18 protein-coding genes are annotated in these 25,443 nt (G+C 71.8%); 4 read left to right on the top strand and 14 right to left on the bottom strand.

The genetic code is table 11. From position 1 onward, the window contains the following. Positions 1-3 precede the first annotated feature (3 nt). The 5 genes from AMYNI_RS0132130 to AMYNI_RS49320 all read right to left on the bottom strand — a co-directional run bounded on the left by AMYNI_RS0132130 (position 4) and on the right by AMYNI_RS49320 (position 3,836). Positions 4-675, bottom strand: a complete 672-nt coding sequence (locus tag AMYNI_RS0132130; protein WP_020672208.1) for a cupredoxin domain-containing protein — start codon at positions 673-675, stop codon at positions 4-6. Continuing rightward, a complete protein-coding gene (locus AMYNI_RS0132125; protein WP_020672207.1) occupies positions 672-1,211 on the bottom strand; it encodes a YceI family protein in 540 nt (179 codons plus the stop codon). Before AMYNI_RS0132125 ends, AMYNI_RS0132130 begins: the two co-directional genes overlap by 4 nt. Positions 1,212-1,301: 90 nt before the next feature. Further along, the gene (locus AMYNI_RS0132120) at positions 1,302-2,276 is read right to left on the bottom strand and encodes a cupredoxin domain-containing protein (RefSeq protein ID WP_020672206.1); all 975 of its coding nucleotides are present in this window, start codon (positions 2,274-2,276) and stop codon (positions 1,302-1,304) included. 26 nt (positions 2,277-2,302) lie between these two features. Then, complete coding sequence (locus AMYNI_RS0132115; RefSeq protein ID WP_020672205.1) at positions 2,303-3,217, bottom strand: copper resistance D family protein; 915 nt, start codon at positions 3,215-3,217, stop codon at positions 2,303-2,305. A gap of 4 nt (positions 3,218-3,221) precedes the next feature. Then, a complete protein-coding gene (locus AMYNI_RS49320; RefSeq protein WP_020672204.1) occupies positions 3,222-3,836 on the bottom strand; it encodes a hypothetical protein in 615 nt (204 codons plus the stop codon). A 393-nt stretch (positions 3,837-4,229) separates the two neighbouring features. Here AMYNI_RS49320 and AMYNI_RS45770 point away from each other — a divergent pair, with 393 nt between their 5' ends. Together AMYNI_RS45770 and AMYNI_RS0132100 are read left to right on the top strand one after the other, a co-directional pair. Beyond that, complete coding sequence (locus tag AMYNI_RS45770; protein WP_020672203.1) at positions 4,230-4,856, top strand: copper resistance CopC family protein; 627 nt, start codon at positions 4,230-4,232, stop codon at positions 4,854-4,856. Positions 4,857-5,016: 160 nt separating this feature from the next. Next, positions 5,017-6,174 (top strand): hypothetical protein, encoded by a 1,158-nt coding sequence (locus AMYNI_RS0132100; protein ID WP_084628519.1) that lies wholly within the window; start codon positions 5,017-5,019, stop codon positions 6,172-6,174. A gap of 202 nt (positions 6,175-6,376) precedes the next feature. Here AMYNI_RS0132100 and AMYNI_RS48480 read toward each other — a convergent pair whose 3' ends face one another. Both AMYNI_RS48480 and AMYNI_RS0132090 read right to left on the bottom strand, forming a co-directional pair. Next, positions 6,377-7,612, bottom strand: coding sequence for an HNH endonuclease signature motif containing protein (locus AMYNI_RS48480; protein WP_084628518.1), 1,236 nt, complete (start codon positions 7,610-7,612; stop codon positions 6,377-6,379). A 106-nt stretch (positions 7,613-7,718) separates the two neighbouring features. Further along, positions 7,719-8,654, bottom strand: a complete 936-nt coding sequence (locus AMYNI_RS0132090) for a TetR/AcrR family transcriptional regulator C-terminal domain-containing protein (protein WP_020672200.1) — start codon at positions 8,652-8,654, stop codon at positions 7,719-7,721. 275 nt (positions 8,655-8,929) lie between these two features. On the opposite strand from AMYNI_RS0132090, the gene AMYNI_RS0132085 reads away from it, so the two are divergent. Further along, positions 8,930-9,592, top strand: a complete 663-nt coding sequence (locus AMYNI_RS0132085; RefSeq protein ID WP_020672199.1) for a DUF2306 domain-containing protein — start codon at positions 8,930-8,932, stop codon at positions 9,590-9,592. Position 9,593: 1 nt separating this feature from the next. Here AMYNI_RS0132085 and AMYNI_RS45765 read toward each other — a convergent pair whose 3' ends face one another. The 5 genes from AMYNI_RS45765 to AMYNI_RS0132060 all read right to left on the bottom strand — a co-directional run bounded on the left by AMYNI_RS45765 (position 9,594) and on the right by AMYNI_RS0132060 (position 22,428). Then, positions 9,594-10,031, bottom strand: coding sequence for a helix-turn-helix domain-containing protein (locus AMYNI_RS45765; protein WP_020672198.1), 438 nt, complete (start codon positions 10,029-10,031; stop codon positions 9,594-9,596). A 42-nt stretch (positions 10,032-10,073) separates the two neighbouring features. Further along, on the bottom strand, positions 10,074-11,663 hold the full coding sequence (locus AMYNI_RS0132075; protein ID WP_020672197.1) for an acyl-CoA carboxylase subunit beta: 1,590 nt from the start codon (positions 11,661-11,663) through the stop codon (positions 10,074-10,076). Beyond that, positions 11,653-18,285 carry a type I polyketide synthase gene (locus tag AMYNI_RS45760; RefSeq protein WP_020672196.1) on the bottom strand — a complete coding sequence of 2,211 codons (6,633 nt, stop codon included), beginning with the start codon at positions 18,283-18,285 and terminating at the stop codon, positions 11,653-11,655. Before AMYNI_RS45760 ends, AMYNI_RS0132075 begins: the two co-directional genes overlap by 11 nt. Continuing rightward, positions 18,282-20,066 carry a fatty acyl-AMP ligase gene (locus AMYNI_RS0132065; RefSeq protein WP_026361208.1) on the bottom strand — a complete coding sequence of 595 codons (1,785 nt, stop codon included), beginning with the start codon at positions 20,064-20,066 and terminating at the stop codon, positions 18,282-18,284. The genes AMYNI_RS45760 and AMYNI_RS0132065 overlap by 4 nt, the downstream gene beginning before the upstream one ends. 274 nt (positions 20,067-20,340) lie before the next feature. Next, a complete protein-coding gene (locus AMYNI_RS0132060; RefSeq protein WP_020672194.1) occupies positions 20,341-22,428 on the bottom strand; it encodes an MMPL family transporter in 2,088 nt (695 codons plus the stop codon). Positions 22,429-22,962: 534 nt separating this feature from the next. Here AMYNI_RS0132060 and AMYNI_RS0132055 point away from each other — a divergent pair. Beyond that, positions 22,963-24,192: a PucR-like N-terminal domain-containing protein gene (locus tag AMYNI_RS0132055; RefSeq protein WP_020672193.1), complete on the top strand. Its 1,230-nt coding sequence runs from the start codon at positions 22,963-22,965 to the stop codon at positions 24,190-24,192. A gap of 8 nt (positions 24,193-24,200) precedes the next feature. Here the strand turns inward: AMYNI_RS0132055 and AMYNI_RS0132050 are convergent, their stop codons facing one another. Both AMYNI_RS0132050 and AMYNI_RS0132045 read right to left on the bottom strand, forming a co-directional pair. Beyond that, positions 24,201-25,100 carry an alpha/beta hydrolase family protein gene (locus AMYNI_RS0132050; RefSeq protein WP_020672192.1) on the bottom strand — a complete coding sequence of 300 codons (900 nt, stop codon included), beginning with the start codon at positions 25,098-25,100 and terminating at the stop codon, positions 24,201-24,203. Between the two features lie 15 nt (positions 25,101-25,115). After that, positions 25,116-25,439, bottom strand: a complete 324-nt coding sequence (locus tag AMYNI_RS0132045; RefSeq protein ID WP_020672191.1) for a hypothetical protein — start codon at positions 25,437-25,439, stop codon at positions 25,116-25,118. Between the last annotated feature and the right edge of the window lie 4 nt (positions 25,440-25,443).

The following is a 25,443-nucleotide window of genomic DNA, read 5'->3' as shown; positions in this document are numbered from 1 at the left end:
GGTTCAGGCGCGCCGGGAGCCGAGCAGCAGCAGGCAGCCGATGGCGACGGCGGTGACAAGGCCGGCGACCAGCAGCATCGGATCGAGTGAGGTGACCGGTGCCGGTGCGGCCTGTGGCGCGACCGCGGGCATGGCCGGCACGGCGGCCGGCGGCTCGACGGCGGCCTGCGCGGGCATCTGGGTGGACACGGCGTCCGCCGGTGCCGGTGACGCGGCCGGGCTCGACGGCACGGCGGAGGGAACCGCGGGTGCCTTGGTCGAGCCGGCCGCCGGCGCTTTCGGCGCGGCCGGCGGGACCGGCGCGGGCTGCCGGGATGGCTGCTGCGGAGGTGCGGCCGCGGGCTGCACGATGATCTGGGCGCGCATGCTGGGATGCACCGAGCAGTAGTAGGAGTAGCTGCCCGGGGTGCGGAAGGTGTAGCTCCAGCTCTGCCCCGCGGAAAGCTGCGGGCTGCGGAACGCGACCGGGGCGCTGGTGGTGACCACGTCGTGCGGGGCGGAGTCGTGCTGCATCCAGGTGACGGTGTCGCCGGCGCGGATGGTCAGGGCAGCCGGCGAGTACGCGTAGTCCTGCATCATCACCTGCTGGGTGGCGGCGACCGCGGGAGCCGGCCCGAGCGACGCACTCGCGAACACGATCAGCGCGGCCAGTGCCAGCGCTGCCGCGCGCCTCATCGGAGGAACTCCGCGGCGACCTCGACATGCAGCGGGCGCCGCAGGATCGCGTCCAGCACCGGCCCGGCTCCGCGTGCCCGCTGCCGGGGCGGCGGCAGCACCCCGCGCACCCACACGATGATCCGCGCCCGTTCCACCCGCCACGGCGCGCCGTGCAGCCGCAACTCCCTGCTCGTGCCGCCGCACTCGACGCGGCCGGTGATCTCCGGTGCGTCCCCGGCGAACCCGGGTTCGGTGCCGGCGAAGGAGATCACCGGGAACTCCCGCGCGCGGCCGGCCAGCTTCCCGGCGAGCAGCGGCACGTTGGTCCACAACGAGGACGTGTCGAGTTCGGCGGTCAGCTCGTTTTCCCCTGCGGCGTACCCGATCTCGAGGCTGCCGCTGAACGCGGTGAGCCTCGCGCGGAACCAGGGCCGGACGGACAGCTCGACCACGCACCGGTCGCGGCGGAGCAGGTACGAGCCGAGCAGCGGGCGACCATCCCACAGGGGCGGGTCCACGCCGCGCAGGCGCGGGGTTTCGGTTTCGATCGGCACGGGAACTCCAGCGGCGCAGGGATGGTGCGGGGATGGGGTGGCCACGCGTGGGCTGGGCGGGCCCACGCGTGGCCGTGCAACGGAAATCGGCTAGCAGGTCGCCTGGTTGATAAGCGGGGTGAGCACGTTCTCCAGCCAGACCGTGTGCGTCTTGATGTACTGGTCCAGGTTGAGAATGTCCTGCACCTGCTGACCGAGCGAGACCTCCAGGTGCGCGCTCTTGATGTGGTCGATGATCGGCTTCAGCGTGTCCACGACCACCTTGTCCACCGAGCCGTTGAACACCGGGGCGAGCACGTTCTCCAGCCAGACCGTGTGCGTCTTGATGTACTGGTCCAGGTTGAGGATGTCCTGCACCTGCTGACCGGGTGAGGTCTCCAGGTGCGCGGCCTTGATGTGGTCGATGACCGGCTGGAGCACGCCCTTGACCACGCAGTCGCCGTCGCCCGGCGGGGCCGGGGTGGGCATCGAGTGCGAGGAGGAGGACGGCGGGCTGCTCGGGTCGGAGCTCGGCGGCGTGCTGGGCTCGGAGGTTGGCGGGGTGCCGGAACCGCCCACCGTCACGGCCGCCTTCATGTCCGGGTGGATGGCGCAGTAGTAGGAGTAGGTCCCGGACTTGGTGAAGGTGTAGCTGAAGGTGCCGCCCTGCTGCAGGGTCGGCGAGGTGAACTTCTCCGGCCCGTCGGTGACCACCACGTTGTGCGGGGCCGTGTCGTGGTTGGTCCAGGTCACCGTGTCCCCGACCGCCACGGTGACGGTGGCCGGCGAGAACTTGTAGTCCATGATCTCGATCGCCGTCGCCGCGGCGGCCGCCGGTGCCGCACCGCCCTGAGCGAGCTGGTCGTAGAGCGGCACCGCCAGCGGGCTCTGCGCGGACAGCGCCGCCAGATCCACCCCGGTGGACTGACCGGTCGCCGCGGGCGGCGCCTCGGTGTTGCGCAATGCGGTCAGGCTGAGCATCGCGACGGCGAGCGCCGCGATCGCGACCGCGATCGGCCAGCGCCGCCGGGGCCGCGCCGGTGGTGGCGCGTCGGTGGCGCGGGGAGCGGTAGGGGGCGTGTCCATCAAAGGGTTCCTTTCACTTTGACCGTTCACTGGCCGGGACTGGCCGTGACGAGGAAGCTCGCCGCGAGGAGCACCACGATCACCAAGGTGGTCTCGGCGGCGACGGAAAAGACGAAGGGGCGCACGACGCCGGCGTCGCCGCGCAGGACGACGGCGAAGTCGAGCCGCCGGGCCACCCAGGCCCGGCTGCGCTGCGCGATCAGCAGCACGACCGCGAGCACGCCCAGTTTCAGCAGCAGCAGGAGGCCGTAGTCGGTGCCGAACAGCTCGCCGACCGAACCGAGCCGCTGCAATGCGAGCACCGTGCCGGCAACGGCGATCACCGCGGTCGAGACCATCGCCAGCCTCGAATAGCGCGGCACCACCTCGGCGAGCTCGTGCGGGTCGCGCCGGGTCAGCACCCCGAACAGCAGCATGCCGAGCCCGCCGATCCAGGCGCAGACACCGGCCAGGTGCGCGAGGTCCGCGAGCTGGCTCACCAGCGGCTCACTGCCCTCCGCGGAGTGCCCGGTCAGCCCCGTGGTGCGCACCATCCCGAGCGACACCGCGCCGGCCCCGACCCGCCAGGCGGTGGACCTGGCGGCCGCCGCGCCGCGCTGCAGCAGATCGGTGAGCACCACCGCGGCGAGCACCCAGAGCAGCGCCTTCACGAACCACACGCGTCCGAATTGGACGGTGAGCACCTGGTTGAGCAGGTCCCAGTCGAAGGCGTCGCCCGGCGGACGCTGCGCGCTCCACGCGCCGTAGAACCCGATCGCGGCCACCGTGCCGAGGAGACCGGCCGCCCAGCCCGCGGTCAGCAGCCGGCGGGCGCCTGGATGCCGGCCACCGGCGGGCCACAGCACGGCCAGGAAGAACAGCCCGCCGACGAAGAAGGTCATCCCGGCGTAGTCCACGCACCTGGCGAGCACGTACCACGCCTTGGCCGAAGTCAGGTCCATCGCGTCAGCTCCCCGCCGGGCGGGCCGTGGTCTCGCCGTGCCCACCGGGGTGCTCCGGCGCCGGTGCCGGTGCCGGCCCGGCCGGCGCGCAGTAACCCAGCAGGGTGCCCAGCAACCCCGACGGCCCGGTCACGCCGAGGTCGCCGACCAGCGGCAGACCGCCCGCGAGGTCCAGCACCGGTTGCACCACACCGGGTTGGCAGTCGGGCACCGGCGGCATGGGCAGGCCGGGCGGGGGCGGGACGCCGGGCGGGGACGGGTTCGGCGGCAGCGGGCCCGTCGACGGAACCTCCGTCACCGGCGGCACGGGCGCGGGTATCGCCGGAACCTCCGGCATCGATGGCATCGGTGGCATCGGCAGGGCCACGTCCGGTACACCGACCGATGCCGCCGGCAGCGACGGGACCGGACCTACCGGTGGCGGAGCGCCGGCGGGCAGCGGGACCGCGGGCTCCCCCGGGACGGCGGGGGCGGCGGCCCTGACCTCGGCCTCGGCTCCGGCCGGGATCGTGGTCCGGACACCGATTCCCGAGGCGTAGCCGACCACGACCACCACCGCGCCGGTCAGGCTCGCCGCGATCAGGTGCTCACGCCGCGGGGACCAGTCTCGTGCAGCCACTACCCCGACCTCCTCCGAAATTGCGGACCGCGTAACGAATAGCGGATTGAATGCGACAGATACTCAGATCGTCGAGAAAGAACGGCCATCGACCGGGACAGAAAACCGCCGGGGTGTTACCGCGGGTGATCCACAGATGAAATACAGGTAAAGTCACCTTCGCCGAAAGCGCCCGCGCCCGGTGAGACCGCGGCAATATCGCAGCATCCGCACACAATCGAGCCACTTCAAGCGGTTCCCAGCCGCGCGCGCCGCACCCCCGGAAGGGCGATCACGCCGACGCGGTGAGAATTGCTTTACCTGTTCGTTTCACGGAGCTCTTCACGTGACTCCATGGCACCTCTATCGTCGCCGGCCATCGGACTGCCCACCCCGGCTCGGAAAGAGGAATCCATGCGCGACGACCAACGCGGCGTAACCGGCGAGAGTTCCAGCCCGCGACCTGCCGCCCGGCGCGCTGCGGCGGTGCTGGCGGTGCTGGCGGTGACGATCTTCAGCACCGCCGCAGCGCTGTTCGGCGCACCGGCGGCTTTCGCGCACAGCCGGCTGGTGTCCAGCGACCCGGCCAAGGACGCCACGGTCGCCACCGCGCCGGCACGAACCGTGCTGGAGTTCAACGAACCGCTGGAACAGCAGTTCCCCGAGCTCGCCGTCACCGGCCCGGACGGTGTCTCGGATTGGGCCGGCGGGCCGCCGGCGGTCAGCGGCAACAAGCTCACCGCGCCGCTGAAACCGCTGGGGCCGGCCGGGGTCTACACGATCCGCTACCGGGTGGTGTCCGCGGACGGGCATCCGGTTTCGGGCACGGTGCCGTTCACCCTCGGCACGCCAGGATCGGGGGTCGCCGCACCGGCGCCGGCACGGGCACCCGTCGCCGCGCCGCCACCGGAGGCGGACCCGGTGCCGCTGTGGCCGTGGCTGGCCGGGGCCGCGGTGCTGCTCGGCGCGGGCTTCGCGGTGGCGACCCGGATCGCCAGCCCGGCACGGAAGACACGGAAGACCGGCCGCGGGCGGAGCTGACCGGTCAGGCCGAATTCGCCGTGCCGGCTGCCGGGACGCACATTTCGAATACGCGAAGAAAGAAACTCAAGACGGCTACCCGTACCCGGATGACAATTTTCGCCATGCCCGCCATTCGCTTACTTGCCAGCCTTCCATACCGCGCAGCATAATCGCGGCCATGGCGAGGCGGAGCAGGGGAACAGTCCTGGCATGCGGCGTGCTCGCGGCCGTGGCGGGTATCGTCGCGCCGGCCGGGGCCACGGCGCCGGCCGGTGATCCCGCGGATCTCGGCACCCTGCCCGGTCACGAAAGCGGGACGGTGACCGCCGTCGCCGAGGACGGCAGGGTGATCGGCCGCAGCGGCACGCACGGCGTGGTGTGGGACTCGGGGCAGCTCATCGATCTCGGCGAGGACGCCGTTCCGGTGGCCGTGAGCAACCGCGGTCAGGTGGCCGGATTCGTGCAGCCGCAAGGGAAACCGGCGAGCGCTCGGCTCTGGCAGCCGGACGGCACCGCGGTCGAACTGGCCCCCGGCCGGTTCGGCGCCGGCGACGCGGTCAACAGCCGCGGTGATGTGCTGGTGCGCACCGAAGGCGCCGGCCAGGACAGGTACCGGCTCGCGCTGTGGCGCGCGGGAACGCTGACCGAGATCCGGTCCCCCGGCCTCGACGGCGGTTTCACCACCGGCAACGCGCTCAACGAGAACGGTCAGGTCGCGACCGGAGTCGAAGCGGGCCCCGGCTCCGAAGGCGCCTTCGCCGCGCGCTGCGACGTGACCGGCTGCATGCCGCTGCCGAACCCGGCAGGGCACACCGTCACCGGGGTCGCGGTCAGCGCGATCAACGACGCCGGCCAGATCGCCGGCACCCTGCGGACCCCGGCCGGAGACGTGGCCGTGCTGTGGACCGGCGACCAGGTCACGGTGCTGGCCGCCGCCGGTTCCGGCACGAGCACCGTCGCGGCCGGGCCGCGGGCGCTCAACGAGCACGGCGACGTGGTAGGAAGCAGCCGCACCCCGGCCGGCGAGGTACGCCCGTTCCGCTGGCACGACGGCGCCATCGTCGACCTGCCCACGCTCAGCACGGCCACCTCCCCTACCGCGGTGAACGAAGGCGGCGACGTCGCCGGCACCGATCGGGGACCTGGCCGGCCGCCGCGAGCCGTGCTGTGGCGCGACGGCGGGCTGACCGAGCTCGGCCCGTGCCAGCCCGCCACCGACAGCGACGCGGTCGCCATCAACAACGCCGGGCGGATCGTCGGCACGAGCACGCTCACCCCGCCTTCGGCACGCCAGGTCGTCCGCCCGACCGCCTGGCAGACCGGGTCTCCCGGCTAGTCGTGCTTTGTCAGGTGTGTCGTTGTGGCTGGTCGGGCTGATGTGATCTCCTGTCGGGCGCTTCCGGAGGAGCTAGAAGGGTGGCGGCTCGAACAGCGGCGGGACCACCACGACGGAAGTGGCTACCCAGGCTGGGCGCGGGCTGGTGGGCTTAGTGCCGCGCGTCGCCTGCAAGGCGACCACTCACCCAGGACTCGGATGGCTAGAAGGGTGGTGGCCCGTTGGTGATCTTCGGTGGTGGCGGCGGATCGATCAGCGGCTCTGGTCTGGTCGAGTAGGTGCGGCCGGTGGGGGTGGTGACCGTTAAATCGGCCGTTCTTGGGTCGAACTCGAAGGTCCAGCCGGGCTCGTCTTTCAAGCCGTGGTGGTGGCGGCACAGGCAGCACAGGTTGTGCTCGCAGGTGTCCCCGTTGTCCGACCACGCGGTGCAGTGGTCGGCATCGCAGCGTTGCGCGGGGCGATTACAGCCCGGGGCACGGCAGGTGCGATCCCGCACCCGAACCAACTCGGCGAGGTCGGCCGGTGGGCGGTACCTCTTGCGGCCGATATCGCGGACAGTGCCCGATACTGGGTCGGTCAATACCTTCCGCCACACCGAGTTGGGTTGGTTCATGAGTTGGCGACCGAGGTCGCCGGGGATGGGGCCGTGGCCGACCAGCTCGCAGCCGTCGTCGCGGATACCCAGCGCGGTGTCGAGCGGGATATGGATGAACACCTGGGCCGCCAAGCCCTCCCAGCCTTTGCCGAGGAGCAACTCCGCCAGCACATCGGCCCGAAGTTGATCCATGGTGCGGGTTTCATCGCCACCGCGGAGCTTCCGGGCGAGCATGTCGATGCGGGCGTACACGGCGGTCGCGATTTCGACCGGGAGGTAGGCCCACAGTGAGGCCATCGCGTCGGGCTCGTGGTGCAACTCGACCCGCCGCTGCTTGCGCCGAGCCTCCGCCCGTGCCTGCTGCCCTTCCGGATCGAGACTGGCGACCACGCGAGTGACCGTTTTCCGCCAGTTGCTGGGATTCTTCTCGCCGATCCGCGCCGACAGAATCTCATCGGCTTGACGGGCCAATTCATCCGACAATACCGCCACGCCATCAAACGCCTGGCGCGCTTTCTCGATATCCAACTCGCCCTCGGTCATCGCGGCCAAGAGACACGGCATCCGGGACACCAGCGCCTTCGCCAAGGCCACCCGGGTCGCGGTCGTTTCACGGGACAACCGCAGTTCCGGCGCCAGTTCGTCCGCGACCCACGGTGCACCACCGCGGGCCCGGCTGACCTGCGCGATCGCGCGGGCCTGCACCGCCTGCATGCGACAGATCGCCCGCCGAGCCGAGATCACCACACCCACCGCCTGCGACACATCGAGCTGCTCAATCGACACCTTATTCATCGACGACAACCAATCCGGCGGTAACATACTGAAATCAACATACAACATGCGAACCCCCGTAGTTTCGAATGTACCTCCATAATACCGCCGAACCCCGACAAAAACCGCCAGAGGACAAACACGAAAGAAGGAAAAGTGCGCGCCTTTCCCGCTGTCAGCGCCGCGAAGCGAGCAGTGCCGCGATCCCGTCGAGCTGGCGCTGCAGGCCGAACTCGAACAGCTCGTCCAGGTCGGGTGCGTCGGCGCCGGAGACACCGGACAGGGCCGGGAAACGTCCGGACTCGATCAGCCCGGTCAGCAGCTCGCGATCCGCCGCCTGGCGCTGCGTCGCGGTGATCCCGGAGTCCTGTTCGCTCTCCACCTCGAACGCCCTGCTCGCCGCGATCCCGCCGACATAGCCGTGCAGCGAAACGGCCGTGTACAGCCTGGTGCGACCGTCCAAACCGGACCCGTCCAGTGCGCGCAGCGCCCAGTCCACCACCCGCAGCCCGCTGGCCACCACCGGCGGGCGGACCAGCGAGTTGAGCATGATCGGCGCGAGCCACGGGTGCCGCCGGTAGGCACGCCACTGCAGCCGGGCGGACAGCTCCAGTTTCGCGCGCCAGCCCGCCGGGCCTGGCTCGGGCAGCTCCTCCTGGCCGAACGCGGCGTCCGCCATCAGCCGGAGCAACTCGTCCTTGTCGGGCACATGGCGATACAGCGACATCACCCCGACCCCGAGCTCGGCCGCGAGCCGGCGCATGGACAACGCCGCCCTGCCCTCGGAGTCGGCGAGCGCGATCGCCGCCCGCACCACGCGGCCGCGGTTCAGTGTCGTCTCGGGCGCCTTCTCGGGTACTTGCTCCGGACCCGAGGGCACCCGCGGCCTGGCGTGCTCGTTCACCACGGTCCCGCTGCCCGGCACCGCCCGCACCCACCCCTGCTGGCGAAGCACGGCCAGCGCCTTGCTGGCGGTGGCCATCGCGACCCCCCGCTCCCGCACCAGCCGCCGGGTGGACGGCACCCGCTCGCCAACGCGCAGCTCGCCGGAGATGATCTGCCGCTGGATGTCCTCCGCGATGCGCAGGTACGGCGCCTTCTCACCGGTCATCTCCCCACCGTACTAGCGCACTAGTACGCTTGCCAAGACGTAGCCGGACAACCATCGCCGCCCTAGTGCGTTTTCAGGGTTAATCCCCCATATTCTCCTCGCCACCTTGGCGGCCGCCCCAGCCTGGAATACCTTTCATGCGTACGCCGTATCACGCACAGCAGGGGGCGAAGATGACCGTGCGGACCACCAGCACGACAGGCACACCGAGCACGGAACCGGCCGGGGGCGACCGGCGAGCACCGAAGGGCACCCCGTGGTGGCGGCGCCCCTGGATGGTGCCGCTGGCGTTCGTCGTGCTCGCATTCCTGGCCTTCTCCCTGCCGCCGTACCTCGGGCTGGACGTGCGCGCCTCGCGGGTGCCACCGCCACCGGGACTCGGCTGGTACTACCCGATGCTGGTGGCGCACGTCGGCTTCGCGACGGTGGCGATGGTGAGCAGCGTGCTGCAGATCTGGCCGTGGTTCCGGCAGAAGTACCCGGTGGCGCACCGCCGGATCGGGCGGGTCTACGTGCTCGCCGGGGTGCTGCCCTCCGGCGTGGCCGGCCTGGCGGTGGCCGTGGCCAGCCCGTTCGGGCCGGTGGCGGCGGTGAGCAACACGATGCTCGCCCTGCTGTGGCTGACCTTCACCATCACCGGGTTCCGGATGGCCCGCGCCCGCAGGTTCGGCGAGCACCGCAAGTGGATGATCCGCAGTTTCGCGCTGACCATGTCGATCATCTCGAACCGGATCTGGGCCGTGGTATGGGCGATCGCGCTCGCTCCGCAACTGGACACCACCTTCGGCGGCAACGAGCAGGCGTACATCGTCGCGGTCTCCGGCCTGACCACCTGGACCGGCTGGGTGCTCCCGCTGCTGGTCGCGCAATGGTGGCTCGAGCGCGGCAAGCGCCGCACCCGGACCCCGAAGCCGGTCACCCAGCCGGCACCCTCGTGACTCAGGCGTCCTTTGTGGACAGTATCCGGCGCCGTTCGCGGGCGGTCACCAGCAGTTCGGCGTAGTCGGTCAGGCGCTCCCGGTCCGCGTGGCCGAGGCCGAGGTAGGCGACGGTGAGTACCCGCAGGCCCGGTGCCTCCGGGGCCGCCTCGTCGGGGAACTCGTCCAGGAAGTAGCCGACCGGGCGGTGGTAGAGCGCGGCGAGCGCCTTCAGCTCGAGGCTCTCCACCTTGCGGGCGCCCGATTCGATGCCGGAGATGGCCGAACGGGGGATGCCGAGGCACTGGGCCGCCACCCGCTGCGGCAGGCCAAGCCTCTCCCGGCAGTCCCGGAGCCGGCAGGCGAGCCGCAACTGCTCCTCGTCCTGCTGGTCCGGGACGAGCCGCGGGGGGACGACCGCCGCACCTGCCTCCCACGACAGGACGGTGGGCTCCTCCATACCGAAACCTCCAGTCGGGGACGAGCGCCAGGACATTCCGGGCTAGAGCGGGATGTTCCCGTGTTTCTTGGCGGGCAGGGTCTGTCGCTTGGTCCGCAGGGTCCGCAGCGCCCGCGCGACCTCGAGCCGGGTCTGCGCCGGCCGGATGACCAGGTCCACGTACCCGCGCTCGGCCGCGAGGTACGGGCTGGCGTGCCGCTGCCGGTATTCCTCGGTCAGTCGGCTCTCGGCCGCGCTGCGTTCGGCCTCCGGCAGCGCGGCCAGCTCACGCCGGTGCAGCACGCGGACCGCGCCCTCGGCACCCATCACCGCGATCTCCGCGGTGGGCCAGGCCAGGTTGAAGTCGGCGCCGAGGTGCTTCGAGCCCATCACCGCGTAGCCACCGCCGTACGCCTTCCTGGTCACCACGGTCACCTTGGGCACGGTGGCCTCGGAGTAGGCGTAGATCAGCTTCGCGCCGCGGCGGATGATCCCGGCCCGCTCCTGTTCGAGACCGGGCAGGTAGCCGGGCACGTCGGCCAGGGTGAGCAGCGGGATGTTGAAGGCGTCGCAGAACCGGACGAACCGCGCCGCCTTTTCCGAGGCGTCGATGTCGATCACCCCGGCCTGGTGCCGCGGCTGGTTCGCGACGATCCCGACGCTGCGGCCTTCGATCCTGGCGAAGGCGCAGATCATGTTGGGCGCGAAGGCGCCGTGGATCTCGGTGAACTCGCCGTCGTCGACGATCCGCGCGATCACCTCGGCCATGTCGTAGGTCTGGTGGCCCGAATCGGGGATCAGCCGGTCCAGCTCGAGGTCGGCCGCGGTGAGGCCGGCACCGGCCTCGTGGCCGAACTCCGGTGCCGGGTCCAGGTTGTTCGACGGCAGGTAGCCCAGCAGCGTCTGCACCCAGTCGATCGCGTCGTGCTCGTCCACCGCGCGGTGGTGGGCGTTGCCGGAGACCTCGCTGCTGGTGGCCGGCCCGCCGAGGTCGCCGGCGGTGACCCGCTCCCCGGTCACCGCGCGCACCACGTCCGGACCGGTGACGAACATGTGCGAGGTCTCGTCGACCATCACGGTGAAGTCGGTGATGGCGGGCGAGTACACCGCCCCGCCGGCGCACGGGCCCATGATCATCGAGATCTGCGGGATCACCCCGGACGCGTGTGCGTTGCGGCGCCCCAGTTCCGCGTAGTAAGCGAGCGAGACCACGCCCTCCTGGATGCGCGCGCCGCCGGAGTCGTTGATGCCGACGATCGGGCAGCCGATGGACATCGCCAGGTCCATCACCTTGAGCACCTTCTCGCCGAAGACCTCCCCCATGCTGCCGCCGAACACGCTGAAGTCCTGGGAGAACAGGCAGATCTGGCGGCCGTCGACGGTGGCGTGCCCGGTGACGACCCCGTCCCCGTACGGCCTGCTGGCGTCCATCCCGAACTCCGCGCAGCGGTGCCGGGTGAACTGGTCAAGCTCCACAAAGGACCCAGGGTCGACCAGCAGCTCGATCCGCTCGCGGGCGGTCAGCTTGCCCTTGGCATGCTGCCGGTCCACCGCGTGCTTCTCCGCGATGCGCTCCACCTCGTCCCGGCGGGCGGCGAGGTCGGAGATCCGGCCTGCCGTGCCGGCGGGCGGTGGGATCTGGTCACCGGTCATGTCTGCTCGCCTCCTTCTCCGGCATCAGCGCCGGGTCGAGCGCGTCCGCGATCACCGACACGTTCGGCGGGTCGATCATGGAGAGGTGGTCGCCGGGCACCCGGACGATCTCCAGCCGGGCGCAGTGCTCGTCCCAGCCGAGCGCGTCGTCCGTGCGCAGGTACCGCGGGTCCAGCGAGGTGGTCAGCGGATGCGGGTCCTGCGCGCGGAAGAGCAGCACGTGGCCGTCGTAGGGCTCCGGCTGGTACCGCTCGGCCACCCGCGCGTCCAGGTACGAGGTGTACTGGTGGTGCAGCACCGCCTGGCCCATCCCGGGCACCTCGGCCAGGTGGTCGATGACCAGCTTGATCTGGTCGTGCTCGGGCAGCCTGGCCAGCTCCCCCGCCGGCAGGTCGAGCTTGATGCCGTAGGTCTGCTCGATGTGCTCGGCGAACCGGCCGAACCGGTCCAGCAGCAGCTGTTCCGGCGAGCGCTCCCCGGCCGCCAGCGGCAGGATCGAGTCGATCATGAACACCAGGTCCACCCGCTCGCCCGCCGCGGTCAGCTGCCGCGCCGTCTCGTAGGCGAGGCAGCCGCCGAAGGACCAGCCGCCCAGCCGGTACGGGCCGGCCGGCTGAAGCTGCCGGACCAGCTCGGCGTAGTGCGCCGCCTTCTCCTCCACGGTGTCCACTGTGTCCAGTCGTTCGAAGCCGTACACCGGCCGGCCGCCGCCGAGCCGTCGGACCAGCTCCTGGTAGACGCTGGTCGGCCCGCCCGCGGGGTGGAACAGGAACACCGGGTCGGTGCCGCCCTCGCGCAGCACGCGGACCGGGCCGGCACCGGCCTGGCGATGTCCCTCGATCTCCGCGCGCAGCAGGTCGGCCATCACCGCGATGGTCGGTACCGCGAACAGCGCCTCGGCTTCGGGCACCGCGCCGAGCTCCCCGGCGAACGCCGCGCGGAGACGGTCCGCCCGCGCGGGATCGCCACCGGCCGCGAAGAAGTCGTCGTGCACTCCAGGCAGGCCGTTCCCCTCGTCCCCGTCGAGCACCTCCTGCCACTTCCTGGCCACCCAGCGCTCGGCGGGGTCCCGCGGGCCGATCACCGCGGGCCGGTCGTCTTCCGGCGGCCCGGCGGCGAACCCGGCCTGGTCGGCAAGGTGCCCGGCGACGTCGGCCAGGCTGGCACCGCGGAGCAGCAGGGGCACCGGCAGCGGCAGGCCGAAGTCCCGTTCCACCGCGCTCCGCGCGCGCATCGCGAGCAGGGAGTCCAGGCCGAGTTCGGTCAGCGGGCGGTGCCGGTCGACCTGGTCCGGGGAGAAGCCCATCAGTCCGGCCACGATGGCGGCGAGCCGTTCGGCGAGACCGGCGCGTGCTTCGGCCGGGTCGCCGGCGCGCAGTGCCGCCATGCCGGCCCAGTCCTGGTCCGCGACCGTCTCCGGCACCGCCGCCGGCTCGCCCGCCGGGGTGAGCAGCTCGAAGAACGGCCTGGCGGCCAGCTGCGGGAACAGGGCCAGCACGGTCCGGCTGTCCAGCCTGGCCACCCCGGTGGCCACCCGGTCCTGGCCGAGCACCACCTCCAGCGCCTCCAGCGCTTCGGCCGAGCCGAGCGGGTCGAGCACCGGGTTCGCCGAACCGGCCGCCGCACCCGCCTCGCCCCAGGCACCCCACTGGATCGTCGTGCCCGGCAACCCGTTGGCCCGCCGCCAGGTCACCAGCTCGTCCACCCAGGCGTTCGCGGTGGCGTAGGCCGCCTGGCCTGGCGACCCGAAGAGCGCGGCCGCCGAGGAGTAGACCAGCCACCAGTCGAGCTCGTGCCCGGCGGTGGCCTCGTGCAGCCGCCACGCGCCCAGCGCCTTGGGCCGCCACACCGCCGCGAGCGCGTCCTCGGCCAGCGAGATCGCCGCCCCGTCGGCCAGTACCCCGGCCGCGTGCAGCACCCCGCGCAGCGGCAGGCCGCCCGCGGTGGCGACGGAGACCAGCCGCTCGGCGGTGCCCGGCTCGGCGATATCGCCGGCCACCACCGCCACCTCGGCCCCGAGCTCGCGCAGTGCGGCCAAAGCGGGTTCGGTGTCCGGCCCGGCGCCACGGCGGCCGGAGAGCACGAGCCGGCTCGCTCCCCGCTCGGCCAGCCAGCGGGCCGCGACCAGGCCGAGCCCGCCGAGGCCGCCGGTGATCAGGTACGCACCGGCGCGGACGGCGAAGTCCCGGCCCGGTTCCGCCACACCGGGATGCGCCAGCCGCCGCACGTGACGAACGCCGTCACGCCAGGCCACCTCGTCCTCCGGCGAGCCGGCCAGCAGTTCGTCGCGCAGCCGCGCGAGGTCCTCGCCGAAGTCGACCAGGCTCGCCCGCAGCTCCGGGTGCTCGAAGGCGAGTACTCGGACCAGCCCGCGCAGACAGCCGAGCCCGCCACCGTCGCCGGAGCAGGCCAGCCACAACCGGGGCGGGTCGACCAGCTCGGCCAGCTCCGCGACCACCCCGGCGACGGCCAGCACCAGCCGCTCGACCTGTTCCGGTGCCGCGAACCCCGCAGTGCGCACCTCGTCAGCACCGGCCATCAGCACGACATCGGTGACCGAGCGCCGGGAACGCAGCAGTTCGGCCAGCGCCGCCCGGTCGGTGACGCCGGCGGTGTGCACCTCACCGACGCCGGTCAGCTCGGCCCGCAACGCTTCCACCCGCGGACCGGCCGCGTCGGAAAGCACCAGCCAGCCGCGGTCACCGGTGTCAGCCGGCTCGCCGAACTGGCCCGCCCGTTCCCAGCGAGCCTCGAAAACCTTGTCCGCCAACGGAACCGGCAAGGCCGAACGCTGGAACCGGCGGGCGTAGACCTGGCCGAACTCGACCAGCACCGCGCCGTCGGCGTCGACCAGCTGCACCGCACCGAGCAGGTCGGCCCGCGATTCGCCGACCGAGTCGAGCACCGCGTCCACCCGCACCCCGAGGCCGGGATCGCCGTGCACGGTCACCTCGCCCAGCGCCAGCGGCAGGTAGACCCCGGCGCCCTGCTCGAGCTCCTCACCGGCCGCCGCGGCCAGCGCGTGCAGGCAGGCGTCGGCCAGCGCGGGATGCAGTGCGTAACCGGAATCCGCACGGGCCTGCGGGGGAAGCGCGATCGAAGCCGACGCCCGGCCCGGCACCGCCACCACCCCGCGCAGGCCGCGGAAGGCGGGCCCGTAACTCTGCCCCATCGCGTCCAGCGCGCCGTAGAGATCGAACACGCGGGCCCCCGGCGCCTGCTCGGCGACCTCGCCGAACGGGGACAGTTCCCGGTGCCCGGTCCGGATCTCGGCGGTGGCGTGGCAGGCCCACTTCCCGCGATCGGACTTCGCGTGCACGCTCACCGTGCCGACCGTGTCTTCGGTGTTTCTGTTGAGGGACGTCTTGAGGGACAACGAAGTCGTCACCTCGGTGCCGGCCGACAGCGGAAGCACCCGATGCAGCTCCAGGTCCGCGACCCGGAGCTGCCCATCGCCGGCAGGCAGCACCGCGCTGGCCGCGGCCAGCGCCAGCTCGAGGTAGCCGGTGGCGGGGAACAGGGGCACGCCCATCGCGGCGTGGTCGGCAAGCCACGGGTGCCGTTCGGTGCCGACCTCCCCGCGCCACACGTGCCGGTCGCCCTCCGGCAGTTCGACATGCGCGCCCAGCAGCGGATGCCCGCCGCCGCGCGAGCCGGCGCCGGCAGGGCGGGACGGCCAGAACGACCGGTGCCGCCACGGGGGCGCGGGCAGCTCGACGAGCGACCGTCCGGCCGGGACGGCCGCCAGCACCCCGGGGTGACCGAGCACGTGCAGCTTGGCCAGGCCGGCCAGGAAGGTGAACCGGTCCCCGTGCTTCCGGCTGGAGCTCGGCAGCACGACCGCGTCCCCACCCGCGGTCTGCTCGATGGCGGCCACCGCGACCGGGTGCGGGGAGATCTCGATGAAGGTGCGGTGCCCGTCGCCCAGCGCGGCGGCCAGTGCCTGGGTGAACCGCACCGGACGGCGCAGGTTGGCCGCCCAGTAGCCGACATCGAACGACGGCCGTTCCCGCGGGTCGTCGAGAACGCTGGTGTAGCAGGGAATCACTGGTTCCGCCGGGGCCAGGTCGGCCAGCTCTTCGCGGAACCGGCCGAGCACCGCGTCCACCGCCGGCGAATGCCCGGCACCGCCGACCGGCAGCAGCTTGGCCAGCCTGCCGAGGTTCTCCACGTGCCCGACCAGCGCGGTGACCTGGTCGGCGTCGCCGCTGACCGTGCACTGGCTCGGCGACGCGTACACCGCCACTGTGATGTCCGGGAAGTCGTCCTCCAGCTCGGCGAGCTCGGCCTGGGACAGCTCCACCACGGCCATCGCGCCGGTACCGGAGGCGTCGATCCCGGCGAGCAGCCGTGCACGGGTCGTCATCACCCGCAGCCCGGCCGCCACGTCCAGCGCCCCCGCGGTCACCGCGGCGGCCACCTCGCCCATCGAGTGACCGAGCACGGCCGCGGGTTCGACCCCGTGCGCACGCCACAGCCCGGCCAGCGCGACCTGCATGCCGAACAGCACGAGCTGGGTGGCGGCCAGGTCCGGCGGCTCCAGCTCGCCGGCCAGCGCGGACCGCAGGGAGAACCCGGCCTCCGCGCGGAACACCGGGTCGAGCGCGTCCACTCCGGCCGCGAAGGCGGGTTCGCCCGCCAGCAGTTCGCGTCCCATACCGGCCCACTGCGATCCGTAGCCCGAGAACACGAACACCGGACCCCCAGCGTTCTCCTTGGTGTCGTGGGCTTCTCCGGTGACGATCCCCGGCCCGCCATGTCCGCGGCCCAGTTCCCGCAGTCGTTCGGCGAGTCCGGCCCGGTCCTCGGCGAGCACCGCGGCCCGCACCGGCAGGTGCTCGCGGCGGCGGGCCAGGGTGTCCGCCACCGCGTCCAGCGAAACGGCCTCCGCGTCGGCGGACTCCGCCCACCCGGCCAGCGCGGTCGCGCGTGCGGCGAGCCCGTCCGCGGACCGCGCGCTCAGTGCGAAGATCCGGGGTCCGTCGCCGGTTTCCCGTCGGGCCGGGGCGGCCGCGGGCCACTCTTCGAGCACCACGTGCGCGTTGGTGCCGCCGAACCCGAAGGCGGACACCCCGGCCACGGCCATGCCGGAGTACCGCGGCCAGCCGGTGCCCTCGGCGACCACGCGCAGGGCGAGCGCGTCGAAGTCGATATGCGGGTTCGGCGAGGTGAAGTGCAGGCTCGGCGGCAGCCGCCGATGCACCAGCGACAGCACCACCTTGATCAGCCCGGCGATACCGGCCGCGCCTTCGAGATGGCCGAGGTTGCTCTTCACCGAACCGATCAGCAGCGGACGGCCATTGTCGCGGGAGGCGCCGAGCACCTCGCCGAGCGCACCGGCCTCGATCGGGTCGCCGAGCAGGGTGCCGGTGCCGTGCGCCTCCACGTAGTCCACCGCGGACGGGTCCACCCCGGCGACCGAATAGGCGTCGCGCAGCAGCATGGCCTGTGCCTCGGGGTTGGGCGCCATCAGCCCGTTCGACCTGCCGTCGGAGTTGACCGCGCTGCCGCGGATCACCGCGAGCACCCGGTCACCGCTGCGACGTGCCTGCTTCAGCGTCTTCAGCACCACGACCCCGCAGCCCTCACCGCGGACGATCCCGTCGGCGGCGGCGTCGAACGCCTTGCAGCGGCCGTCCGCGGCGAGCACCCCGGCGCGGTGGAAGTTCGTGGTGATACCCGGGGACAGCAACAGGTTCACCCCGGCGACCAGCGCGGTCGAGCTCTCCCCGCGCTGCAGGCTCTGCACCGCCTGGTGCACGGCCACCAGCGAAGAGGAGCAGGCGGTGTCCACGGCCAGGCTGGGGCCGCGCAGGTCCAGCAGGTAGGACAGCCGGTTCGCGATGACGCTGGCCGCCGCCCCGGTGCCGGACCAGGCGTCGATCGAGGACAGGTCGGTCATGGTGAGGTAGCCGTACTCGGTGGCGGACAGCCCGACGAACACGCCGGTTCTGGTGCCGCGCAACGATCCCGGTGGGATGCCGGCGTGTTCCAGCGCCGCCCACGACACCTCCAGCAGCATGCGCTGCTGCGGGTCCATCGCGGCCGCTTCCCGCGGGGTGATGCCGAAGAACTCGGCGTCGAACCCGGTGGCGTCGGCGAGGAAACCGCCGTGCACGGGCAGCCCGGCCAGGTCCGCGGCCGGGGCGAAGGACTCCCATCGGCCGTCGGGCACGGTGCCGATGCCGTCGTCACCGTCCGCCAACAGCCGCCAGAACGCCGAGGGCGAGTCCACCTCGCCGGGCAGCCGGCAGCCGATGCCCACCACCGCCACCGGCTCCCCCGGCTCCGCGTCCGGTGGCCGCAACGCCGGCCCGCTCTGTCCACTGTGCCTGCCGTGTCCGCCGTGTCCACTGTGGACCGAGTGCGCGCCGGGCTGCTCGGAGAGCGCGGCGACCAGCGCGCCGATGGTCGGGTGCTGCCACACCAGCGTCGCCGGCAGTGCCCTGCCGAGCAGCCCGCCCAGCTCACCGGTCAGGCCCATCGCGTCGCGCGAGGACAGCCCGGACTCCTGCAGCGGCCTTGCCGGATCCACCTCCCGCTCCGGCACCCCGAGCAGCCCGGCGACCCGCCGGACCAACCAGGAGCGCAGTTCCGCGGCGTCCTGCTCCGGGGCGCTCACGCGAGCCGCCGGTGCGCGAATTCGCCGTCCTGGTAACGGGCCCGGCACAGCGCCCGGCTTATCTTCCCGCTGGACGTGCGCGGGACACCGCCCGGCGGCATGAAGATCACGTCGTGCAGCTTCAGCCCGTGCCGGGTGGACACCTCGGCGCGGAGCGCCGCCGCGATACCGGCCAGGTCGGCGTCCGCGGCGAGATCCTTCGCCCGCTCGAATACCACGACCGCGGCCTCGCCTTCCCCGTTCGAGATCGCGAACGCGCCCGCCGAATGCGGCCGTACCGCCGGATGCGCCTCCACCGTCTGCTCCACGTCCTGGGGGTAGTGGTTGCGGCCGTCCACGATGATCAGGTCCTTGAGCCGCCCGGTCAGGTAGAGCTCGCCTTCGAAGATCGTCCCGAGGTCCCCGGTGGCCAGCCAGCCGCGCTCGTCCCCGTCCCCTTCCCGGATGCTGCCGGCGTCCGCCAGCGGACCGGCAAGTGTCCGCCCGAACGTGCTGGCCGAAGCCTCCGGCGCCCGCCAGTAACCCTCGCCGACGTTCGGGCCGCTCACCCAGATCTCGCCGACCGCGCCCGCCGGCAGCGGACGACCGTCGGTGTCCACAATGCACAGCCACTGCCCGGCAGGGCGCCCGCAGGAGACCAGTGTGGTCGAACGGTCCCCGTCGGCGGGCACCGCGGCGCCGGCCGCCAGCCGGTCCCGATCGAAGGTGACCTGACGCGGCGGCTTGCCCGTTTCGGTGACCGACACCAGCACGGTCGCCTCCGCGAGCCCGTAGGACGCGCGGTGCACCTCGGGGCGGAGCCCGCATTCGGCGAACGCGTCCTGGAACTTGGCGATGGTACTGGGCAGCACGTTCTCGCTGCCGTTGATCAGCGAGACCACCCGGCTCAGCTCGAGCAGGTTCTTCTCCCGCTCGGAGACCCGGGAAGCGCTGTAGGCGTAGGCGAAGTTGGGCGCGGCGCTGATCGCGCCCTGGTTCGCGGACAGTGCGCGCAGCCAGCGGCCCGGCTGCTCCAGGAAGGCCAGCGGGTCCATCAGCACCGAGGCGAGCCCGCCCACCATCGGGGCACCGATGCCCAGGATCAGGCCCATGTCGTGGTAGAGCGGAAGCCAGCTGACCGTGGTGGTGCACCCGGTTTCGGCACCATAGGCGCGGCAGGCCTGCCCGGCGTTGGCGAGCACGTTGCGGTGGGTCAGCACCACCCCGGCCGGCGTCCTGGTGGAACCGGAGGTGTACTGCAGGTAGGCCGGTTCGTCGGGATGCGGCCGGTGCCACGAGCGGTCCCCGCGCACCGGCTCGAGGGTGTCCACCGCCAGTGTCCCGGGAAGCGCACCCTCGTTCTCCGCCAGCAGATCGCGTACCCCGTCGAGCTGCCCGGTGGTGGTGAGCACCAGTCGGGGGGCGCAGTCCGCGAGCACCGCGGCCAGTTTCCCGGTGTGCCCCGGCAGCGCCGGGGAAAACAGCGGTACCGCGGTCAGCCCGGCCCTGATCGCGCCGAGGAACGCCACCGCGTAGTCGAGGGACTGCTCGGCCACGATCGCGGCACGCTGGCCGGCGGTGGCCAGCTCACCGGCCCGCAGGGCGACCGCGCTCACCCGGTCGTCGAGTTCACGCCAGCTGAGGGAGACGGCGCGCGCGTCCGCCCCGGTGCGGTAGTCCAGGAAGGTCATCGCGGTCTCCGCGCCGAACTGTCCGGCCCACTGCCCGAGCAGGGTGGCGAACGATTCACCGCGGCCGGGTGAGTCCGCGCCATTCAGCGCGGCATCAGAAATAGTATTCATCATCCCTCGCAAAATGCGCCGAAACCAGCTTCCCCGGCGGACAATCCGACACCTGACACCATTCAGTTCTAATATGTCGGCCCCGAACCTGGCTCTACAGAACTCTATTAATTCACCAACCGGGTGTCAATAAAGTTCGGTAAAACATAATCGAGTCGACCAAGGTTGCTCACCTGAGTAAGAAGAACGTGCCCGCCGTCTGTAAACCCGACACGAAGACTTGTTCGCGGACATTCAGCTCCCCCAACGGGTACCGCACATTTCCGCGCCGGCATCAACGATTGACCACCGCCTCGTCACCTCGAGCGGGAATCGGCCTCCTGCCCGGCAGCCACCAGTTCGCCCTGCCGAGCACCACCATGACCGCGGGCACCAGCGCGCAGCGGATGACCACCGCGTCCAGCAGGACGGCCACGGTCAGCCCGACCCCCGACTCCCGGACCACCCTGCTGCCGGCGAAGACGAAGGACACGAACACCAGCGCCATGATCAGCGCGGCGGCGGTGATGGTCCGGCCGGTGCCGGCAAGTCCGGCGACGATCGCCGCCCTGGTGTCCCCGCGGCGGCGCCATTCCTCCTGGATCCTGGTGACCAGGAAGACCTCGTAGTCAAGGGAAAGCCCGAACAGCCCGGCGAACAGGAAGACCGGCAGGTACGGCTCGATCGGCCCGGCCGCGCCGCCGAACAGGCCGAGGCCGAACACGGCGACCACCACCCCGATGGTCGCCGCGGCCGCGAGCAGGTTCATCAGCGCGGCGGTCAGCGGGATCAGCACGCTGCGGAACAAGGCGGCGAGCAGCAGCACCGAGATCGCGACCACGCTCGTCAGGAACAACGGCAGCCGGTCCGCGATCGCCGCCGAGAAGTCGGCCTGCGCGGCGGTGACCCCGCCGACGTGCATGGCGGGTTCGCCATCGGCCCGCGCCGCGGGAATCGCGGTGTCCCGCAGCCAGTGCACCAGCTCGGTGGTGGACTCGTCCTGCGGTGAGCCCCGCGGGATCACCGTCAGCAGGGCGACCGTGCCGCCTTCGGGATCCGGCAGGAACACCGGCGGGCCCGCCTCGGCACGGGCCGAGACCTCCTCCCGCAACCGCAGCACCGCACCCCGGTCGCCCTCGGTGTGCAGCCGGCCCGCCACCACCAGCGGACCATTCGCGCCCGGACCGAAACCCTTCTCCTGCAAGTCGAAGGCCACCCTGGTGGCGCTGCCCTGTGGATCGGCACCGGCGTCCGGCAAGCCGAGCCGCAGGGCGAACATCGGCGCGGCGAGCACGCCGACCACCACCAGCGCTCCCGCGGTGGCCCGCACCGGGTGCGCGGTGACCGCGCGCGCGAGCCTGGCCCACCCGGCGCCATCGGCGGCACGGCCCGGTGCCGGCCGGGCCCGGTGCCCGGCGAACCGGAGCAGCGCGGGCAGCAGGCTGAGCGAGGCGAGCATGGTGAGCAGCACGGCCACCACCGCGCTCAGCGCGATCCCGTTCAGGAACCCGATGCCGACGGTGAACATGCCCAGCAGCGACACGCAAACGGTCAGCCCGGCGAACACCACGCTGCGGCCGGAGGTCGCCGCCGCGACCGCGAGCGCCTCGGCCGTCGGCCGTCCGTCCGCCAGCGCCTGCCGGTACCTGGTGAGCACGAACAGCGCGTAGTCCACGCCGACGCCGAGCCCCAGCAGCGCCGCTATCTCGGTGCTCACCCCCGGCACGGTCACCACCTTGCCGAGCAGCGAGATCACCGCCAGCGCCGCGCCGACCGACACCGAGGCGGTGATGATCGGCAGCAGCACGCAGGTCAGCGAGCCGAAGGTGACCAGCAGGACGATCCCGGCGGCGAGCAGCCCCAGCGCGGCGTTGCCGAGGCTGGGCGCACCGGCCGCGCTGGCCGCGAGCGGCCCTGCCACGCCCACCGTCAGCCCGTCGCCCTCGGCGGACCGCGCGGTCGTCACCAGCCGGTCCGCCAGGTCCCGGCCGAGCCGCTCGGTGCCGGCGTCGAACCGGACCACGGCCACCGCGACCCGCCGGTCCGCCGAGACCAGGCCCGCTGTGGTGTAAGGCGAATCCACCGAGACCACCCTGGGCAGCCTGCTCAGCTCGGCGAGCATCGGCTCCACCCGGTCGCGCAGCACGGCGGCGTCCACCGGTTCGCGCGCCGACCCGAGCAGCACGCGTTCCTGGTCACCGCCGGGCGTCACCCTGGCGGCCAGTTCCGCGGCCACCGTGCTGTCCGCCGAAGGCAGCACCAGCTCGTCGCGGTAGGACGAACCGGCCGATCCGGCGGCCACCAGCAGGCCGGTCAGCAGCACCAGCCAAAGCAGCACGACCAGCGGGGCGTGCCGGAAGCAACGTGCGGCGAATGCGGGCAAGACCGGGGGCCTCCGAAGACGGCGGCCGCTGGGGTTTCCGGCCGCTGGACACGCCCGCGGACTGGTGCCGGGCGGACATTCACGGTAGCAGCGGACGGCCGCCGAAAATACTGATGCCGTTTACAGGATCGGACCCGGAAATCGTCGGCTGGTGAGCGTCCCGAATTCCGTCCGCGCGAAGCTTCACTCGTCCATTCGAGTGCGTCACGCACAGTCAGTGGCCAACTTCCCCCGTCTTTTGTCAGAATCACACAGGTCATGGGGTGAACTTCATAAACCGGGCTCAGTTTCAGCGGTTTTCCTGCGCGGGTGGTTGTCCGCGGCGGCGGACCGTGAGTGCATAGCGGAGCGCCTGCGTCACAGCGCGGTGGGTGCACCTGACGAGGACGCGGACTCGACGGGGAAGTTGCCGTCGCGTGCGAGCAAAGGGCAGTGACTATGACTGACACAACGGACATGGCGACCCGATCGACCGAAGGCCCGGCCCGACAACGTGCCGGAGTACCAGCGCAGAAGTCGGCGGCAGGGCCGGGCGTGGCCGGCGCCAGCCACGCGCGCAGCCTCTGGTTTTCGCTGCCCAGCGAGGTAGCAATCCGTTTCCGGCCGCACACCGACAAACTCGCCAAGCGGATCCTGGACGAGATCCAGCACGCGGTGCCCGAGTACGCGCAGCCGCTGGAAGGCAAGTTCGGCAAGGTCATCACGTTGTCCATCGAGCAGGCCGTGGTCAGCTGCATCGACAGCATCGAAGGGCTCGGCCCCACGCAGCACGGCTGGATGGAGCTGTTCAACGAGATCGGCAGGCGGGTGTTCCACGCCGGCGGCAGCCTGAACTCGCTGCAGGCCGCCTACCGCGTCGGCGGCCGCACCGCCTGGCGCTACGTGTCCGGCTTCGGCCAGTCCATGCGCATGTCCGCACAACTGCTCTGCGTCAGCGCGGAGGCCATTTTCGCCTATGTGGACGAGATCTCCTCCTACTCGGTGGAGGGCTACACCGCCGCGCAGGCGCGCGCGGCCGGCACCATGGAACGGCGACGACGGCGCCTGCTGGAGCTGATCCTGGCCACACCCCCGTCCTCGCCCCAGACCATCGCGTCCATGGCAAGGGCGGCGAGCTGGCGGGTGCCGGAGTGGGTCACCGTGGTCGCACTCGAACCACGGGACGAAGAGCATTCGGCGCAGGCACAGCTTTCCGGGCCCTCCCCGCTGATGCACGAGGACGTGCTGCTCGACCTGGAGGGTGCCCAGCCGTGCCTGGTGACCGCCGATCCCGAACGCGACCTGCGGACCCTCCAGGTGGAGCTGAAAGGCTGGCGTGCCGCGGTCGGCCCGCGGGTCCGGCTGACCGACGCGGCGAGCTCCCTGCACTGGGCACAGCGGACCATGGAGCTGATCCGCCAGGGCACCATCGAAGACCGGCCGGTCGTGCGGACCTCGGAGTACCTGTTCGAGCTCTGGCTGCTGATCGACGACTTCCTGCTGCACGAGCTCAGCGAGCAGGTACTGCGGCCGTTGGGCGAGCTGACCGCGAAACAGCAGGTACGGCTCGGCGAGACGTTGCGAACCTGGCTGGAATGCAACGGCAGCACCCCGGAGATCGCCGAGGTGCTGAAGATCCACCCGCAGACCGTGCGCTACCGGCTGAACCAGCTGGTCGAGCTGTTCGGCGACCGGCTGAACAACCCGTCCGACCGGCTGCGGATGCAGATCGCGCTGGAGGCCCACCGGCTGCTGGGCACCCGCCCCCACGCCGAGGGCGGGTGACCCGCGGCCTAGTTGGGACAGGTGTCGCGGTATTCGGAGATGTCGTTGTCCGGTTTCGGCGGCGGGCAGAGAAACTGGTCGTACCTGGTGTCGTCGTCGATGAATCGCTTGAGCCAGGAAAGGGTGGATTTGGCGATCACCGTGTTCGGCGAGTTGGTGACGAAATGGTCGGCGCCCTTCAGCTCCAGGTACGCCTTTTCCGGCGCCTTGGTCAGTCCGGCGTAGAACGGTTCGGCGTGCATCCCCACCGGCGCGACGGCGTCGTTCTCCGCGCCGACGATCAGCGTGGGCACGGTGACGTCGGACCAGTTGCTGTTGGTGTGCCACGGCGCCAGCGGCACGGCCGCCTGCAGGGCAGGCCGCTTCTTGGCCGCCGAGAGCGAACCGCCGCCGCCCATCGAATGGCCGAGCACACCGAGCCTGCTCGCGTCGATCCGGTCCTTGACCTCGCTGGAGCCGGTCAGGAAGTCCAGCGCCGCGAGCAGCTGGTCGGCGCGCGAGTCCGGTTGGTCGAGCCCGCCGTTGGTGTCGATGGTGAACACCACGAAGCCCTGGGTGGCGAGCCGCTCGCCGTACCAGGAGATCGCGGACTGGCTTTCGGTGAAACCGGGCGAGATCGCCACCGCGCCGAAGGTGCCCTCGGCGGTGTCGGTCGGGTAGTAGATGGTGCCACCGCCGAAGCCCTGCACACTGCCGCGCGCGATGGTCGCCTTCTCGATCGCGAAAGAGCCGCGTGGCGCCTCGACGCTCTCCGGGGTGGGATCGGGGCCCCGCTGGTACGGGTTCTCCTGCTGGGCCGGCACGACCGGAACCGCCGATGCGGCCGGAGCAGCGCCGGTCACCAGCGCGGCCACGGCCAGCACGGCCAGCGCACTCACCCTGCCGGCGGGGGAACTCACTTTCGACACGTCGTCCTCCTGCGGTCACAAGGAATCGGGGCGAGCCGAGCGTCGCATGAATTCCCACACCGGACGCGTCTTTCCCGCGAGCACGGCGAACTCCGCGGGTTTTTTGTAACAGCGATGCCAGCTCTCGCGCTGGCGGGAGTCATCTTCGTGACTGCCGTTCTTCCGATGGCTGCCCGGCGGAGACGCGCGCCAGTGAGGCATGCGGACCGGCCCGAGGTAGTTCGCCCCGGCGGTCGCGTCCAGGTCCTTGCGGCGGCGGTAGGACAGGTGGATCGAGCGGCGCAGCGATTTGCCCGCGTTGTGCACCAGGTAGTCCACCCGGCCGAACCGGTCCAGCACCCCG

Source organism: Amycolatopsis nigrescens CSC17Ta-90, from assembly GCF_000384315.1.
Taxonomy (GTDB): domain Bacteria; phylum Actinomycetota; class Actinomycetes; order Mycobacteriales; family Pseudonocardiaceae; genus Amycolatopsis; species Amycolatopsis nigrescens.
Note: the sequence above shows the minus strand (reverse complement) of the source record. Positions and strands in the feature narration are given on the sequence as shown.

Bases quoted from the DNA above. Each gene is read 5' to 3' on its own strand.
- AMYNI_RS0132130 (WP_020672208.1), bottom strand. From the start codon at position 675: ATGAGGCGCGCGGCAGCGCTGGCACTGGCCGCGCTGATCGTGTTCGCG.
- AMYNI_RS0132120 (WP_020672206.1), bottom strand. From the start codon at position 2,276: ATGGACACGCCCCCTACCGCTCCCCGCGCCACCGACGCGCCACCACCG.
- AMYNI_RS0132115 (WP_020672205.1), bottom strand. From the start codon at position 3,217: ATGGACCTGACTTCGGCCAAGGCGTGGTACGTGCTCGCCAGGTGCGTG.
- AMYNI_RS45770 (WP_020672203.1), top strand. From the start codon at position 4,230: ATGCGCGACGACCAACGCGGCGTAACCGGCGAGAGTTCCAGCCCGCGA.
- AMYNI_RS0132100 (WP_084628519.1), top strand. From the start codon at position 5,017: ATGGCGAGGCGGAGCAGGGGAACAGTCCTGGCATGCGGCGTGCTCGCG.
- AMYNI_RS48480 (WP_084628518.1), bottom strand. From the start codon at position 7,612: ATGTTGTATGTTGATTTCAGTATGTTACCGCCGGATTGGTTGTCGTCG.
- AMYNI_RS0132090 (WP_020672200.1), bottom strand. From the start codon at position 8,654: ATGACCGGTGAGAAGGCGCCGTACCTGCGCATCGCGGAGGACATCCAG.
- AMYNI_RS0132085 (WP_020672199.1), top strand. From the start codon at position 8,930: ATGGTGCCGCTGGCGTTCGTCGTGCTCGCATTCCTGGCCTTCTCCCTG.
- AMYNI_RS45765 (WP_020672198.1), bottom strand. From the start codon at position 10,031: ATGGAGGAGCCCACCGTCCTGTCGTGGGAGGCAGGTGCGGCGGTCGTC.
- AMYNI_RS0132075 (WP_020672197.1), bottom strand. From the start codon at position 11,663: ATGACCGGTGACCAGATCCCACCGCCCGCCGGCACGGCAGGCCGGATC.
- AMYNI_RS0132065 (WP_026361208.1), bottom strand. From the start codon at position 20,066: ATGAATACTATTTCTGATGCCGCGCTGAATGGCGCGGACTCACCCGGC.